This window comes from Enterobacter sp. HG048 (genome assembly GCF_024702055.1).
Taxonomy (GTDB): domain Bacteria; phylum Pseudomonadota; class Gammaproteobacteria; order Enterobacterales; family Enterobacteriaceae; genus Enterobacter; species Enterobacter dykesii.
Map to the genome: position 1 here is coordinate 232,611 of NZ_JANLIZ010000002.1, position 15,253 is coordinate 247,863.

The window sequence follows — 15,253 nt, forward strand, 5'->3', positions numbered from 1 at the left end:
GAGCGCTAATCATACCAGCAGGAATACGCCATGCGATTCACGATTCTTTCTACGAAACCCGGTCATCAGCCGCCGCAAAGCAGCTGTGATTTTTACGCCCCGGGCGGCACCATTGGGCGCGGTACGGATAACAATCTGGTGTTGCCGGACAATGACCGCACCATCTCTCGCCTGCAGGCCATTGTTCACGTTGACGCCCAGGGCGAATGCCGCGTGACCAACCGTGGCAGCGTCACCCGCGTGGTATTAAATGACATTCCGCTGGAGCGAGGGCGTCAGGTTGAGCTGCAGGATGGCGACATTCTCGGTATTGATGACTACCGTATCGAAGTCACCGAACTGATCCACGATACCCAGCCCGTGAGCCGTATGGCGGCCAGTATGCATCAGCAGGCGCGTCCGGCAGCCGCGTCCGCGCCCGCTCCGCAACCGAAGCCGGCGAGCGCCACACCGCGCGGGAAGGCCGAGCCGACCGCCGTGCCAACGGAAATCTGGGATAGCCTGATGCAGGAGTTCTCCATCTCCGACAGCATCTCCAGCAACCGTACAAAACCGCAGCCTGCTGCATCGCACGATCCGTTCTCCCAGCCTGCGGCCCCGGAGCGTAACGCGGAAGATCCGCTGGCGATGTTTAACGACAGCGATCCAAAGCTCGAGCGTAAGAACGTTGACCCGGACACGCTGTTCAGCGACGAAGCGTTGTTCAAAAAAGAGAGTATTTTTGACGACGTCACCCCGTCAACGCTGGTGCCGCCGGGCGAGAATAGCCCCGTGAAGCCAGAAGACGAGGCGACGGACGAGCTCGATCCGCTGGCCCTGTTTGGCGGTAAGGCCAGCGCGCCAGCAGCGCGTAATGACGACCCGCTCGGGCTGATGGGCGGCGCGCCATTAACCCATCCGGATGACATTATTGCCGAAAAGCCTGCGCCAGTGCCTGAACCCGAGCAGGAAGAGGACGTGCTGGCCGATTCTCCGCTGTTCGCGCCTGAGCCGCAGGAAGAACCGCGTGCTGAAGAAGAGCCCGCGCGACCAGATTACGCTGGCTTCACCATGCCTACGCCGCAGGCTGTGGCGCGCAGCAGCGCTCAGGCACCGAAAGGCCGTCTGCGCATTGACCCGGTCAATAACGCCGCCGCCCCAGCCGCCGCAGCAAACAGCGGTGAGAAGGGCGAAGTGCTGCAGGGCGAGCTGCTGGAGGCGCTGCTGGAAGGCATGGGTCTGAGCGAAATGCAGCCTGTCCCGCAGTTTGACCGTGAAAATATGCGTCAGCTCGGGCAGATCCTCGGCATGTTCTCTCAGGGGACCGTGGCGCTGCTCTCCTCGCGCTCCATCCTCAAGCGGGGCGTGAAGGCCGACATGACCATGGTGCTGGACGATGCCAACAACCCGTTCAAGCTGCTGCCGACCGGCAAAACCGTGCTGATCCAGATGTTCGGCACCCCGATGCCGGGCTTTATGCCGCCGACCAAATCCGTGCGCGACGCGCTGATCGATCTGCAGGCGCACCAGCTGGGCATGATCTCCGGTATCCGCGCCATCATTGCCGCGATGCTGCAGTCCTTTAATCCGGAACAGCTGGAAGAGCAGGCGAAGCAGAACGGGATGACCTCGCGTCTGGCGCTGCCGGGCAGCCGCAAAGCCGCCCTGTGGGACTATTTTGTTCGCAGCTATGGCGAGACGGCTGGCGAAATTGAGGATGACTTCCACACCCTGTTCGGCGAGGCCTTCCTTCATGCGTACGACATGGAGGTGAATCAGTACAAAGACTCACAGAGCGGATCGGAAGACAAATGAATATCGCAACGGCTTCTCTCTCCCGCCAGGGGACGCGCGCCAGCAACCAGGACCAGACGGGAGAAACCATAGGGGAACGTTCAGCCTGCTTTGTCGTCTGCGACGGCATCGCGGGCCTGCCGGGCGGTGAGGTGGCTGCAGAGCTGGCCCGCAACAGCATTATCTCCCGCTTCGATGGCGACAAACATCTCAATGCGCAGCACATCCGCGACTACGTGCAGACGGCTAACCGCACTATCCTCAGCGAACAGCAGGCCGTTCAGGACTATCGCCGGATGGGCACGACGCTGGTCAGCCTGTTCATTGACCGTGATTACGGCCTGGCCTACTGGGCGCACGCCGGAGACAGCCGCCTGTACCTGTTTCGCCGGGGATGGCTGTGGCATGTGACCACCGACCACAGCCTGGTGCAGCAGATGAAAGACGCCGGGCACCAGACCGACGATCTCAACAGCAACCTGCTCTATCTGGCGCTGGGAATAGAAAACGGCGGGCCGGAAGCGAGCTACAGCGACGTGGTGCAGGTTGAAGACGGCGATGCATTCTTACTCTGCACCGACGGGTTCTGGCACGGCGTCAGCGAAGAGCAAATGAAGCAGTCGCTGCATATGGTCAATACGCCGCAGGAGTGGCTGACCTTAATGAACCAAATCATTCAAAAGAATGGCGAACAGGAGGGGAATGCTCAGGATAACTATACTGCCCTGGCGGTATGGATGGGCAACCCTCAGGACACCACTTTGCTGCACACCCTCTCTGACGCAGCACAATTTCTTCCCTGCGGAACTGATTAGACACACAAGGAACGATATGAAACTTTGGCTATCGGGTTTGGCACTTCTGGCGGTCACCTCCACCGCGCAGGCTGAGAATTTCCGCATCGTGCAGTCTCCTGCGCAGAAGCTGGATATCTGGATCGACAACATTAAAGACAACACGCCGCAGAGCTGGTGTAAGCCTGAGGTGGCGCTGCGCATTGTGGCGAACGGCAAGAAAGACGTCTCCGTGCTGGAGAACTTTGTGCCGCGCCTTGGCTCCCTGCTGGAACACCAGTGCAGCAAAGTAAATAAGCTTAGCTGGACGCTCAACGATCCGGCGGGTACCACGCTGGCGCAGGGTACGGCAGGAAAAGCGCAGGACTGGGCGCTGGTGGTGAAACAGGAGCAGGCCGCGCCTGCTGCGACCGTCACCGCAACCGCAGCCAGCGGCGCGCTGCTGCCGCCGGACCAGAACGTGGCTTCCCGCACGGTTGCCGCTGACCGCACGCCGTGGCAGGAATTTACCCTGCAGGACGGCTGCCACCTGCGCACCTTCTGGGAAGGTGGCGCTTCCGCTCCGGCGCTCTTTATTCCGGATTCTGACACTACCCGCTGCGGTAACGGCAGCTGGCTGAGCGGACACACCGTGGTTTCGCAGTCCCGCAACGGCGGACAGAAAGAGATGGCGGTGACCTACATCCACGGCTTCCCGGTGACCGGGCTGAATCAAAGCGCCGATCCTGAAAACGCGCTGATCACCTCCGTCAACAAAGAGCGCATGGTATTCAGCACCCCAAACAGCGACCAGAGCTGGATGATCCTGCCTTACGATAGCGCCCTGAACAGCTGGAAAAGCAACGGCACCGTAGCGGTGGAGATTTCCCGCGAAATCGCCAGCGACGATGCAAAACTGCAGGCGCGTATTGCGGCGGTGAAAAAAACCTGGAGCGCCTGGGTTGCACCCGGCACGCCGCTGAATATTGTCCTGATTGACACCCTGCGTCCTCAGCTGCGCGACCCGGCCATCGGCGCATGGCGCGCGGCGAATTAAGGAATGGCTATGAATACGCTCTATCAACACCTGGCGGGCGAGTCGCTCAGCGATGCGCTGGCGCGCCTTGAAGCTGAAATCAAAGCCCGTCCGGCGGATGCCGACCTCCGCGCCGCGTTCGTGCAGTTTTTAACCCTCAGCGGCAACTGGACGCGCGCGCTGACCCAGCTGAAAAGCTGGCTGGCGCTGAAGCCGCAGGCGAAGCCCACCGTCACGCTGCTGGAGCAATCCATTCAGGGCGAGCTGCAGCGCGCCCAGGTGATGGCGGGACAGGCGCGTCCGGCCATGCCAGAAACCCAGTGGCCGTGGCTGACGACCCTGGCCGCGGCGCTGAGCGAGGAGGGCGAGCGCGCCCGGGCGCTGCGTCTGGAAGCCCTCGATCGGGCTGAGGCTACTGCCGGCCAGATTATCCTCGAAAACGAGGAAACGCAGGCTTTCGAGTGGCTGATGGATGGCGATGCCCGTCTCGGCCCGGTCTGCGAAACCATCGTGAACGGCCGTTATTTCTGGCTGCCGTTCAGCGCCATCGCGGAGATCCGTTTCCAGGCGCCCGCCAGCGTGACCGATCTGGTCTGGCGTCACGCGCTGGTGCGCCTGACGGACGGGACGGAGCAGGTGTGTCAGATCCCGGCGCGTTACCCGTTTGCTGCCGATGCCACTGATGCGGTCAAGCTGGGCCGCACCACAGAGTGGCAGCCGCTCGACGAAGATGGCACCCTTTACGAAGGCAGGGGCCAGAAAGCCTGGCTGAGCGATCAAAGCGAATACCCGCTGCTGTCCTTAAGCCTCGTGACGTTTGCGACGGATGGAGCCGATGAGTAATCCCGCTGGCGAAGGCGATCTGCTGCGCAGCGGCTGGCAAGCCCGCAGCAAGCAGGAGAAGGTGGGGGCGCGCGACAAAATGCAGCCCTCGCTGCTGGATCGTCTCACCGATAACGACCCGGACAAAAAGCGCGAGTCGGCCAACAGCAATCTGATCACCCACGCCGCCCTGCGCCGCAACGTGCTGCGCGATCTGCAGTGGCTGTTTAATACCATTAACCACGATGCCTCCGGCGACTTGAGCGCCTTGCCGCACGTGAACCGCTCGGTGGTCAACTTCGGCGTCGCGCCGCTGGCCGGAAAGAGAATGTCGGATATCGAATGGCACGATATCCAGCGCAAGCTCACCGAGGCCATCATCAATTTTGAGCCGCGCATTTTGCCGCAGGGGCTGCAGGTCCGCTGCGTGTCGGATACCTCCTCGCTGGATCTGCACAACGTGCTCTCCATCGAGATCAAAGGGCGTTTATGGTGCGTACCGTACCCGCTGGAGTTTCTGTTTCGTACCGATGTCGATCTGGAAAACGGCCATTTTGAACTGAAAGATGCGGGGTAATCATGGAAAGTAAACTGCTCGAATATTACAACCGCGAGCTGGCCTACCTGCGCGAAATGGGGGCCGAGTTTGCCGAACGCTACCCAAAAGTCGCCGGACGGCTGGGCATGCGCGGCATCGAAGTGGCGGACCCGTATACCGAACGTCTGATGGAGGGCTTCGCCTTCCTGACCTCCCGCGTGCAGATGAAAATGGACGCGGAGTTTCCGCGCTTCTCCCAGCGTCTGCTGGAGATGATTGCGCCTAACTATCTCGCGCCCACGCCGTCGATGGCGATCGCGGAGATTGAGCCCGACAGCAGCCGGGGCGACCTGAGCAAGGGCTTCATTGTGCCGCGCGGCACCATGATGGACAGCCTGGCGCTGAAAAAAACCGGCGTGACCTGCAGCTATACCACGGCGCACGAGGTCAACCTGCTGCCGCTGAAAATCGACAAGGTCGAACTGGGCGGCGTGCCAGCCGATCTGCCGCTGGCGCAGCTGGGGCTGAGCCAGCGGGGGATCGGCAGCGCCTTGCGGATCCGCATCGCCTGCGACGGCCCGCAAAACCTCGGGCACCTGGATTTCGACCGTCTGGAATTCTTCCTGGGCGGTCCGGATATTGAAGCGCTGAAGCTGCTGGAGCTGGTGATGGAGCACCACGCCGGGATCGTCTGTCAGACGGTCAGCCCGCAGCCGCAGCGACAGCTGCTGGCCTCTGACGCGCTGCGCCAGGAGGGCTTTGATCCTGACCAGGCTCTGCTTCCGGACGATCTGCGCAACTTTGACGGCTATCGCCTGCTGCAGGAGTACTTTGCGTTTCCGGCCCGCTTCCGCTTCATTAGCCTGAGCGGTCTGTGCAAGCTTATCCAGCGCTGTGAAGGCGAAAAAGCCTTCGACATCTTCATTCTGCTGGATAAGTCGGATGAACAGCTGGAGCGGGTGGTCGATGCCAGCCATCTGGCGCTGCACTGTACGCCGGTCATCAACCTTTTCCCAAAGGTCGCGGCGCGTCAGAAGCTGAATGAAGGCCAGCATGAATACCATCTGGTGGTCGATAACATTCGTCCGCTGGATTATGAAATTTACGCGGTCAAAAAAATCTATGGCAGCGCGGACGGCCAGCGCGATGACCAGACGTTTCGTCCATTCTGGAGCACCTGGAGCGGCGATGCGGGCAACTACGGGGCCTATTTCTCCCTGCGCCGCGAACAGCGCGTGCTGTCCGAGCACGCCCTGCGCTACGGTACCCGCACCGGTTACATCGGTTCAGAGGTGTTTGTTTCGCTGGTGGATGAACAGCACGCTCCGTGGCAGGAAAACCTGCGCTATATCTCTGCCGAGGTGCTCTGCACCAGCCGCGATCTGCCGCTGATGCTGCAGCAGGAGCTCGGGCAGTTCATTGTGGCCGACTCCATGCCGGTGAAATCCCTCACCCTGCGTAAAGGGCCGACGCCACCGCGTCCGGCGCTGGCGGAAGGGTTCAGCACCTGGCGGCTCATCAGCCAACTGCAGATGAACTATCTCAGCCTGATGGACAGCGAAAACGAAGACGGCGCGGCCGCGCTGCGCCAGCTGTTAGGGCTGTACGCCAACCTGGCAGAAACGCCCGTTGCGCGGCAGGTGGATGGGGTACGCCACTGCGTGCTGGAGCCGGTTCACCGCCGCGTGCCTGAACCCGGCCCGGTCGTTTTCGCCCGCGGGATCGGCATTACCCTGATGGTGGATGAGCGAGCCTTTTCCGGCGCCAGCCCGTGGCTCTTTGGCAGCGTGATGGAGCGTCTCTTTGCCCGCCTGGTATCCATCAACAGCTTTACGGAATTCACCCTGAAGAGTCAGCAGCGCGGCGAGATTGGCTACTGGGCGCCGCGCATGGGTAAAAGGGCGCTGATATGAGTGACGCTGCCACTGCACCGCTGCGCGTGCATCGCCTGACCCGGCTGCCGGACGCGTTCTGGCACGGAGTCCGTGAGACGCCCTGGCGCTACGATCTGTTTCAGCTGTTAAGGCGCATTGATGCCCAGGGCGGCGAGCGCTACCCGCTGGGACGCGCGCCGCTGCCGAAATTTGAACCGCTGCGCATCGGCCAGCAGCCGTCGATGAGCTTTGCGCCGTCGACGCTGGCTCAGGTCCGCCAGCGGGAGGAGAGCGGGCTGCATGAGGTATCTGTCCTCAGCTTCGGCCTGTTTGGCCCGAACGGCCCGCTGCCGGTCCACATGACCGAATACGCCCGCGAGCGTATTTATCATCATCAGGACACCAGCCTCAGCGCGTTTGCCGACCTGTTCCATCATCGCCTGACGCTGCTGTTTTACCGCGCCTGGGCGGATGCGCAGCCGGCGGTCTCTCTGGATCGCGCCGATAACAGGCGCTTTGAGGGGTACCTGGCGTCGCTGATTGGCATGGGCCAGCCGGGGCAGATGAACAAAGGCAGCCTGAGCTCGCACGCGCGATTTACCCACGCCGGACACCTGACCCGGCACGGGCGGGATCCGGAGGGGCTGGAGAAGATCCTGCGCAGCTATTTTAAGGCGCCGGTCAAACTGGTCAGCAACGTGCCGCAGTGGATGCCGCTTTCCACGCGCGAGCAGGCGCAGCTGGGAGCAGGGCGCCGCATGCCGCGCATGGGGGAGTCCGCCTTTCTCGGCGTCGCCGTCCGCGACGTGCAGCATAAGTTTCGCATCGAGATTGGCCCGCTGAGCGCGGAGGAGTACAACCGTTTTCTGCCGGGGGAAGCGTGGGTCACCGAGCTGCGCGACTGGGTGCGTCAGTACGCCGGGGTGGAGTTTGAATGGGAAACGCGGGTGATCCTGCGTGAAGACGCGGTGCAGGGCACCACGCTCGGCAGCAATGGGCGATTAGGCTATAACACCTGGCTGGGCCTTCAGCCGCAGCCCGTCCCGCGTGGCGATCTGGTGTATCGCGCAGAGCGGTAATCCTTCCGTATACCGAATCATTGTTAATGGAAACTAACATGTCAGAAATTAGCCGTGCCGTGCTTTTCGGCAAACTGGATACGCTGTTATTTGCCTCTCTGGAAAGCGCCACTGCGTTCTGCAAGCTGCGCGGTAACCCGTACGTTGAGCTGGTGCACTGGCTGCATCAACTGATGCAGCAGCAGGATGGCGATCTGCAGCAGGTCATCCGCCACTTTGCCCTCGATGAACAGCAGCTGACCCGCGATATCGTTGCCGCGCTGGATGTCCTTCCGCGTGGCGCCAGTTCCGTTTCCGATCTCTCCGAGCATATCGACAGTGCCGTGGAGCGCGCCTGGGTGTTTGGATCGCTGAAGTTTGGCGTCAGCCGTATTCGCGGCGGCCATTTGCTGATCGGCCTGCTCAAAACCTGGAACCTGGCTAACGTGCTGAAAAGCATCTCGGCGCAGTTCACCCGCCTTAACGTCGAGGTGCTGATTGAGCAGTTCGACGCTATCTGCGCCAACAGCAAAGAGACGCAGCAGGCCGCTGCCGCCGCAGACGCACCGGCGGGTGCGGTACCGGCGGCGCAGGGGACGCTGGCCCAGTACGGCCAGGACCTGACCGCCCGCGCCCGCGAAGGGAAGATTGACCCGGTTGTCGGGCGCGACGAGGAGATCCGCCAGATGGTGGATATCCTGATGCGTCGCCGCCAGAACAACCCGCTGCTGACCGGGGAAGCCGGGGTCGGGAAAACGGCGGTGGTGGAAGGGCTGGCGCTGCGTATCGCCGATGGCGACGTGCCGGAGCCGCTGCAAAATATTCAGCTGTGGCTGCTGGATATTGGCATGCTGCAGGCGGGCGCCGGCATGAAAGGCGAGTTCGAGGCCCGTCTGCAGGCGCTCATTAACGAAGTCCAGTCCAGCGCCACGCCGATTATTCTGTTTATCGATGAGATCCACACCCTGATTGGCGCAGGCGGCCAGCAGGGGACCGGTGACGCGGCGAACCTGCTGAAGCCCGCGCTGGCGCGCGGCCAGCTGCGCACCATCGGCGCCACCACCTGGGCGGAATACAAAAAATACATCGAGAAAGACCCGGCGCTGACCCGCCGTTTCCAGACGGTGCAGGTTCACGAGCCGGACGAAGCGAAAGCCATTCTGATGCTGCGCAGCACCGTGTCGCCGCTGGAGACGCATCACCAGGTCCTGCTGCTCGACGAAGCGGTCAGCGCGGCGGTGAAGCTTTCGCATCGTTACATCCCGGCGCGTCAGCTGCCGGACAAAGCCGTTGCGCTGCTCGACACCGCCTGCGCCCGCGTCGCGGTTAGCCAGAGCGCCCCCCCTGCGCAGCTGGAAGACTGCCTGCGCCACCTTGCCGCGCTGGATGTGGAAATTGAGATTGCTGAACGCGAAGCGCGCGTGGGGGCCGGTGATGCCGATCGCGTGACAGCTTTACTCGCCGATCGCGACGCGTATGAAGCAAAACGCGAAGCCCTGTCCCGGCGCTGGGAAGAAGAGCGCAGCCTGGTGCAGGAGATCATTCGCCTGCACGCGGCGCTGTTCGCGGCGGGTGAGGAAGATAGCGCTGAGCTGCGCGGCCAGCTGGCGGAACAGCAGCAGGCGCTGAACGCCCTGCAGGGCGATGAACCGCTGCTGTTTGCGGCGGTGGATGAAAACGTGGTTGCCGCGGTGGTCTCTGACTGGACCGGGATCCCGCTGGGCCGGATGGTGAAAAACGAGATCGACGCGGTGCTCAACCTCGCCGACACGCTGAACCAGCGCGTTATCGGCCAGCGTCACGGCCTGGATCTCATTGCCCGCCGCGTGAAAACCTCGCGGGCGAAGCTGGACGATCCCAACAAACCGGTGGGCGTCTTTATGCTGTGCGGCCCGTCCGGCGTCGGTAAAACTGAAACCGCGCTGGCGCTCGCCGAATCCCTCTACGGCGGCGAGCAGAACGTTATCACCATCAACATGAGCGAGTTCCAGGAAGCGCACACCGTTTCCACCTTAAAAGGTGCGCCTCCGGGGTACGTAGGGTATGGTGAAGGCGGGGTGTTAACCGAGGCCGTCCGCCGCCGCCCGTACAGCGTGGTGCTGCTGGACGAAATTGAAAAAGCGCACCCGGACGTCCACGAGATCTTCTTCCAGGTCTTTGATAAAGGCTGGATGGAAGACGGCGAGGGGCGCCACATCGATTTCCGTAACACCATCATTATTCTGACCTCCAACGTGGGCACCGAGCTGATTAGCGCTATGTGCGCCGATCCGGAGCTGATGCCGGAGCCTGACGCGTTAAGCGGCGCTCTGCGCCAGCCGCTGCTGGAGGTCTTCCCACCGGCGCTGCTGGGCCGCCTTCTGGTGGTGCCGTACTACCCGCTCAGCGACGAGATGCTGGGGCAGATTGTTCGCCTGCAGCTCAAGCGCATTCAGCGTCGTCTGGAAGAGAATCACAGCATTATTTCTGAGTTTGACGACAGCGTGGTGGAACAGATTGTTCAGCGCTGTACCGAGGTGGAGTCCGGCGGCCGCATGGTGGATGCTATTCTGACCAACACCTTGCTGCCTCAGATGAGCCAGATCTTACTTACCGCCAGCCGCAGCGACGAGCAGTACCGACGTCTGCACGTCACCTGCGAGCAGGGCGAGTTTCACTGTCAGTTTGCCGCGTAATAATCATCAAGAGAACTGTAAAAGATGACGGATAATGATAACAATCGGACTGTCCCAAACGCGCTCCCGGTCGGGTACCGCTTCAACGAGTTTGAAATCAAAGAGGTGATCGGCGGCGGCGGTTTTGGCATCGTCTATCGCGCGTGGGATCACCAGCTCGAACGCACTATCGCTATCAAAGAATTTATGCCTTCCTCGCTCGCCGTGCGCGGCGACGACATGACCCTTGTGCTGCGCAGCGAGCGCTTTGGCAAGGCGTTTTCCGCAGGCCTGAACAGCTTTATTCAGGAAGCCCGTCTGCTGGCACGCTTTAACCACCCGAACCTGCTGCACGTTCTGCGTTTCTGGGTGCAAAACGACACGGCCTACATGGGGACGCTATTTTACAGCGGCACCACGCTTTCGCGCCTGCGCGAAGAAAAGCCGGAGCTGATTAACGAGGCCTGGATCCGCCGCACGCTGCCGATGCTGTTTGGTGCGATCAAGACCATCCACAACGAAGGCTACCTGCACCGCGACATCTCGCTGGATAACATTCAGATCCAGGATAACGGCCTGCCGGTGCTGCTTGATTTCGGCTCCGCGCGCCGCACCATCGGTAACCTCTCCGACGAAACGGAAACCATGCTGCGCCCGGGCTTTGCGCCAATTGAGCAGTACACCGACGACAACGAAAGCGAGCAGGGCCCGTGGACGGATATTTACGCCCTCGGCGCGGTGCTGCGTACCCTGATTGTGGGTTCTCCGCCGCCGGTCAGCGTGGTGCGCTCTATTCAGGATACCTGCAAACCGCTGGTGGAAATCATGCCGCAGGGCTATTCCATTCCGCTGCTGCAGGCCATCGACCGGGCGCTGGCGCTGCACATGGAGGACCGTCCGCAGTCAATCGACGAGTTCGCCGCGCTGATTGAGATGCCGGTCGCCGGGATTAACGACGTGCTGACGGCGAAAAAGCCCGGCACGATGCTGGTTCCGGTCGAAGACGAAAAACCGGCTTCGCTGCTCGACTGGCGCCGCTACAAGATCCCGGGCATGGTTGCCGCAGGCGTGCTGGTGGGTATTGTCGCCGGGGCGATGCTGTTCAGCAGCGGTAATGATGCTCCCGAGCAGGCTGCACAGGCGCCGGCAGAGACGCGTCCGACTGAGACCGCCGCAAACGCGCTGGACGTGAAGCCGGAAACGGCGAAGGTTAACGAGCAGGCGACGGCCCAGCAGACTCCGCCGCCTGTGGAGAGCCCTATTGCGCTGGTCTATATCCGCATCCTCGACGGCGAAACGCTGAAAGTGAACGGCGAGCCAAAAGCGCTGCGTCCGGCGACCAACGGCTATGCATCGCTCAAGCTGCCGGCCGGTGAGGTGAAGATTGAACTGCAGGGCAATGGAAGAACGCGTGGCCAGACGCTGGATATTACCAAGCCGGGCACCTGGCTGGTGAATCCGTAAATAGATAAACAGGAGATTTTATGGAAGTGTACGATCTTCGAAACCAAAGGCTTCATCCAAAGGAATTTGAAAAGATTGTCTCTCCTGTTTATGCCCGGAGCGATGTAGGACGCGAGTTTGTTGTGGTACGTGGGGTGTCTAATCCTTTCCACAGCATAGAGGGTTTGACGTTACGACATCGCTACGAATTTAATCCTAACGCGGTTTTTGATCCGCTGTATGCACAAAATCTTAATAAGATCGAGCGCTTAATTGACACGGGTGCAGTAGTGTTAATTGACCGGCGGCAACGGACAAAGGCGACTTATCCTTTTTTCATATCAGAATCAGGAGAGTTATTTTGTGTTGATGAAACGCGTTATAACTCTGCTTATATAAATTATGTCCTTGAGCGTTATCGTAATAATGTTGCTCTGTTCGGAAAACCCGCGCCAACGAGAGATACATTTGTTCCTGTAACGGCTCACTATGGTCCGGGATACTGGAAAACGGTAGACAATGATTATCATGGCACGAAAAATGTTCTGGTAATGGTGATAAACCGTTTAACTAGCATGGGGGATGAGGGGCGAGTTTTTGGATCGGACGGTAAAGATTATATGAATACCTCACGTGACAAAATTCAACAATGGACCCCTTTACCCGCAGAGTTGGATAGCACTTCGCGGGCATTACTCTCTGAACAGTCTGTCATCAGACGTTATGGAGAAAAGCGCTCTATTTACCAAAAGTATCAGGAAGGGGATGATGCCTGGGCTATTGGCGGTAAATCATGGCATTGGATCCCAGGAGTAAGAGAAGAAGATTATGAGTTTAAAAAGTAAGTTATGGTATTTCTGGGGATGTATGGATGTTCTGGCGGTCTTACTTTACTGCATTAATGCACTGCGGCAGGATAGAGTTCCGTTTATTTCAGATATTATGGCTTTTAACAGCCTGACGAACGATGTCTCAGGCGACGGACTGGTAACGCTCTTTTTCATTTTAGATCTGATTCTTTTACTATCGCTTATTGCATCAGCCTGGTTTTTCTTTAAAAGAAAGACCTACGCAATTAAATTTGCACTGTTTCAGGAAGTTTTCCGCCTCATCTCGTTCAGATTTTCAGTGCCACTATTCCCTGTATTAGTAAGCATGTTTGGTGTTTCGAATGTTTGGCTAAATTTGGGGTTGTTTGTGTTGTCGGAATTTTTAAAGATTTATTCGCTGATTTATATTTTAAAAAAACAGCCTGCATAAATTAAAGACCTGGGTTTGAAGAGTATTCAGCACGGCAGGTTTGTTACCGAAATCCTTTGTATCGCATAAGCCATATGGATTAACGATTATGCTCAACCGAATTACCGTTCAGCTCCCGGTGGAGGGGCTTCTGTTCTGGAAACTGACGGGCCGCGAGGCGATGTCCGAGTCGTTCGCGCTGACGCTGACCGTGCTCGGCACGGACGCGCGCATCGACCGCAGCAAGCTGCTGGGCCAGCCGGTCACGGTGACCATCCCGACGCAGAGCCTGCTGACGTCCCGCTATGTTAACGGCAAGATTACCCGCGTGGCGGTCAGCGCCGTTGAGCTGACGGGCACCCGCTATGCGGTGTACCAGCTGACGGTGGAGCCGGACCTGTGGCCGATGAAGCGCGACCGTAACCTGCGCATCTTCCAGGGGCAGACGGTGCCGCAGATTGTCAAAATCCTGCTGGGCGAGCATCAGGTTAACGTTGAGGACAAACTCACCGGCAGCTACCGGGTGTGGGACTACTGCGTGCAGTATCAGGAGTCGAGCCTGGACTTCATCAGCCGCCTGATGGAGCTGGAGGGGATTGCGTATCACTTCCGCCACGAGGCGGACAAGCACACCCTGGTACTCACCGACGCCGCGACGCAGCATCAGCCGTTCAGCGGCTATGAGGTCATTCCTTACCACCAGACGCCGTCAGGAGGCAGTACGGACGAAGAGGGCATCAGCCAGTGGGCGCTGGAGGACAGCGTGACGCCGGGGATTTACAGCCTCGACGACTATGACTTCCGCAAGCCGAACGCGTGGCTGTTCCAGGCCCAGCAGAACCCGGCGTCGCCGAAGCCGGGCAGCATCGACGTGTACGACTGGCCGGGTCGCTTTGTGGACAAAGGCCACGGGGAGTTCTATGCCCGTATCCGTCAGGAGCGCTGGCAGGTGGAGCATCAGCAGATTCAGGCCACCGCGACGGCGGCAGGGATTGCGCCCGGGCACATCTTCACGTTAACCAACGCGCCGTTCTTCAGCGACAACGGTGAGTATCTGGTGACGGCGGCGGGTTACCACTTCGAAGAGAACCGCTACGCCAGCGGCGAGGGGGAAACCCTTCACCGCACCGATTTTACGGTCATCCCGTCGGCGGTGGTGTACCGCCCGGCGCAGTCCACGGCGTGGCCGCGCACCTACGGCCCGCAGACCGCGAAGGTGGTGGGGCCGAACGGCGAGAGTATCTGGACGGACAAATACGGTCGCGTGAAGGTGAAGTTCCACTGGGACCGTCTGGCGAAGGGCGATGACACCAGCTCCTGCTGGGTGCGCGTGTCGAGCGCGTGGGCGGGCCAGGGCTACGGCGGGGTGCAAATCCCGCGCGTCGGCGACGAGGTGGTGGTGGACTTTATCAACGGCGACCCGGACCGTCCGATCATTACCGGGCGCGTGTACAACGACGCGAGCATGCCGCCGTGGGCGCTGCCGGCTGCGGCGACGCAGATGGGCTTTATGAGCCGCACAAAAGACGGTTCCGTGGACAACGCCAACGCCCTGCGGTTTGAGGATAAAGCGGGTGCAGAGCAGGTGTGGATCCAGGCCGAGCGCAATCTTGATATTAACGTCAAAAACGACGAAACACATTCTACTGAAAAAAATCGAACCCAGTTTGTTGGCGAAGATGAAACCTTACGGGTAGCGAAAAATCAGAAATCAGGGATTAAAGGTGATGTGGTATGCCTGACGGGGAACAGTCGAAACGATAAAGTCGTTAATAATTTTATCCTTTCCGCAGGAAATACGCTGAGACTGGAATGTGGTGAAAGCGCCATCGAGCTATCAAAAGACGGCAGCGTCCATATCATTGGTAATAACTTTAACTTTACTGCGAAACAGAATGCGCAAATTAATACGCTTTCCGGTGAATTGCATTTGAATCCTGATGATGGACGAAACGTTATCGATCCTCCTGGCGCATCCCTTCAGGGTGAAATCCAGCAGGAAGTGGATAGTTTTTTTGTTATTAATGGCAATAAGTAAGAGTA

The 15,253-nt window shown here is 59.7% G+C and carries 12 protein-coding genes; all 12 read left to right on the forward strand.

Annotation, left to right across the window (positions count from 1 at the left end):
• Positions 1-30: 30 nt before the first annotated feature.
• Positions 31-1,794 (forward strand): type VI secretion system-associated FHA domain protein TagH, encoded by a 1,764-nt coding sequence (gene tagH / locus NUX24_RS04430; RefSeq protein ID WP_257830088.1) that lies wholly within the window; start codon positions 31-33, stop codon positions 1,792-1,794.
• Positions 1,791-2,588, forward strand: a complete 798-nt coding sequence (locus NUX24_RS04435; RefSeq protein ID WP_023336024.1) for a PP2C family serine/threonine-protein phosphatase — start codon at positions 1,791-1,793, stop codon at positions 2,586-2,588. Before tagH ends, NUX24_RS04435 begins: the two co-directional genes overlap by 4 nt.
• Before the next feature lie 16 nt (positions 2,589-2,604).
• Positions 2,605-3,603 (forward strand): hypothetical protein, encoded by a 999-nt coding sequence (locus NUX24_RS04440; RefSeq protein WP_257830089.1) that lies wholly within the window; start codon positions 2,605-2,607, stop codon positions 3,601-3,603.
• 9 nt (positions 3,604-3,612) lie between these two features.
• Positions 3,613-4,425, forward strand: coding sequence for a type VI secretion system accessory protein TagJ (locus NUX24_RS04445; RefSeq protein WP_257830090.1), 813 nt, complete (start codon positions 3,613-3,615; stop codon positions 4,423-4,425).
• Positions 4,418-4,981, forward strand: coding sequence for a type VI secretion system baseplate subunit TssE (gene tssE / locus NUX24_RS04450; RefSeq protein WP_047652264.1), 564 nt, complete (start codon positions 4,418-4,420; stop codon positions 4,979-4,981). The genes NUX24_RS04445 and tssE overlap by 8 nt, the downstream gene beginning before the upstream one ends.
• A gap of 2 nt (positions 4,982-4,983) precedes the next feature.
• Positions 4,984-6,855 (forward strand): type VI secretion system baseplate subunit TssF, encoded by a 1,872-nt coding sequence (gene tssF / locus NUX24_RS04455; RefSeq protein ID WP_257830091.1) that lies wholly within the window; start codon positions 4,984-4,986, stop codon positions 6,853-6,855.
• Positions 6,852-7,895, forward strand: a complete 1,044-nt coding sequence (tssG, locus tag NUX24_RS04460) for a type VI secretion system baseplate subunit TssG (protein ID WP_257830092.1) — start codon at positions 6,852-6,854, stop codon at positions 7,893-7,895. Before tssF ends, tssG begins: the two co-directional genes overlap by 4 nt.
• Positions 7,896-7,933: 38 nt before the next feature.
• Entirely contained in the window at positions 7,934-10,549 is a 2,616-nt protein-coding gene (tssH, locus tag NUX24_RS04465; protein WP_257830093.1) for a type VI secretion system ATPase TssH, read from the forward strand.
• 24 nt (positions 10,550-10,573) lie between these two features.
• Positions 10,574-11,992 (forward strand): serine/threonine-protein kinase, encoded by a 1,419-nt coding sequence (locus NUX24_RS04470; protein WP_257830094.1) that lies wholly within the window; start codon positions 10,574-10,576, stop codon positions 11,990-11,992.
• Between the two features lie 20 nt (positions 11,993-12,012).
• On the forward strand, positions 12,013-12,816 hold the full coding sequence (locus tag NUX24_RS04475; RefSeq protein ID WP_052119558.1) for a hypothetical protein: 804 nt from the start codon (positions 12,013-12,015) through the stop codon (positions 12,814-12,816).
• Positions 12,800-13,231 carry a hypothetical protein gene (locus tag NUX24_RS04480; protein WP_257830095.1) on the forward strand — a complete coding sequence of 144 codons (432 nt, stop codon included), beginning with the start codon at positions 12,800-12,802 and terminating at the stop codon, positions 13,229-13,231. The genes NUX24_RS04475 and NUX24_RS04480 overlap by 17 nt, the downstream gene beginning before the upstream one ends.
• A gap of 88 nt (positions 13,232-13,319) precedes the next feature.
• Positions 13,320-15,248 (forward strand): type VI secretion system Vgr family protein, encoded by a 1,929-nt coding sequence (locus NUX24_RS04485; RefSeq protein ID WP_257830096.1) that lies wholly within the window; start codon positions 13,320-13,322, stop codon positions 15,246-15,248.
• The last annotated feature ends 5 nt before the right edge of the window (positions 15,249-15,253 follow it).

Coding starts and splice junctions, on each gene's coding strand:
- tagH (WP_257830088.1), top strand. CDS start 31: ATGCGATTCACGATTCTTTCTACGAAACCCGGTCATCAGCCGCCGCAA.
- NUX24_RS04435 (WP_023336024.1), top strand. CDS start 1,791: ATGAATATCGCAACGGCTTCTCTCTCCCGCCAGGGGACGCGCGCCAGC.
- NUX24_RS04440 (WP_257830089.1), top strand. CDS start 2,605: ATGAAACTTTGGCTATCGGGTTTGGCACTTCTGGCGGTCACCTCCACC.
- NUX24_RS04445 (WP_257830090.1), top strand. CDS start 3,613: ATGAATACGCTCTATCAACACCTGGCGGGCGAGTCGCTCAGCGATGCG.
- tssE (WP_047652264.1), top strand. CDS start 4,418: ATGAGTAATCCCGCTGGCGAAGGCGATCTGCTGCGCAGCGGCTGGCAA.
- tssF (WP_257830091.1), top strand. CDS start 4,984: ATGGAAAGTAAACTGCTCGAATATTACAACCGCGAGCTGGCCTACCTG.
- tssG (WP_257830092.1), top strand. CDS start 6,852: ATGAGTGACGCTGCCACTGCACCGCTGCGCGTGCATCGCCTGACCCGG.
- tssH (WP_257830093.1), top strand. CDS start 7,934: ATGTCAGAAATTAGCCGTGCCGTGCTTTTCGGCAAACTGGATACGCTG.
- NUX24_RS04470 (WP_257830094.1), top strand. CDS start 10,574: ATGACGGATAATGATAACAATCGGACTGTCCCAAACGCGCTCCCGGTC.
- NUX24_RS04475 (WP_052119558.1), top strand. CDS start 12,013: ATGGAAGTGTACGATCTTCGAAACCAAAGGCTTCATCCAAAGGAATTT.
- NUX24_RS04480 (WP_257830095.1), top strand. CDS start 12,800: ATGAGTTTAAAAAGTAAGTTATGGTATTTCTGGGGATGTATGGATGTT.
- NUX24_RS04485 (WP_257830096.1), top strand. CDS start 13,320: ATGCTCAACCGAATTACCGTTCAGCTCCCGGTGGAGGGGCTTCTGTTC.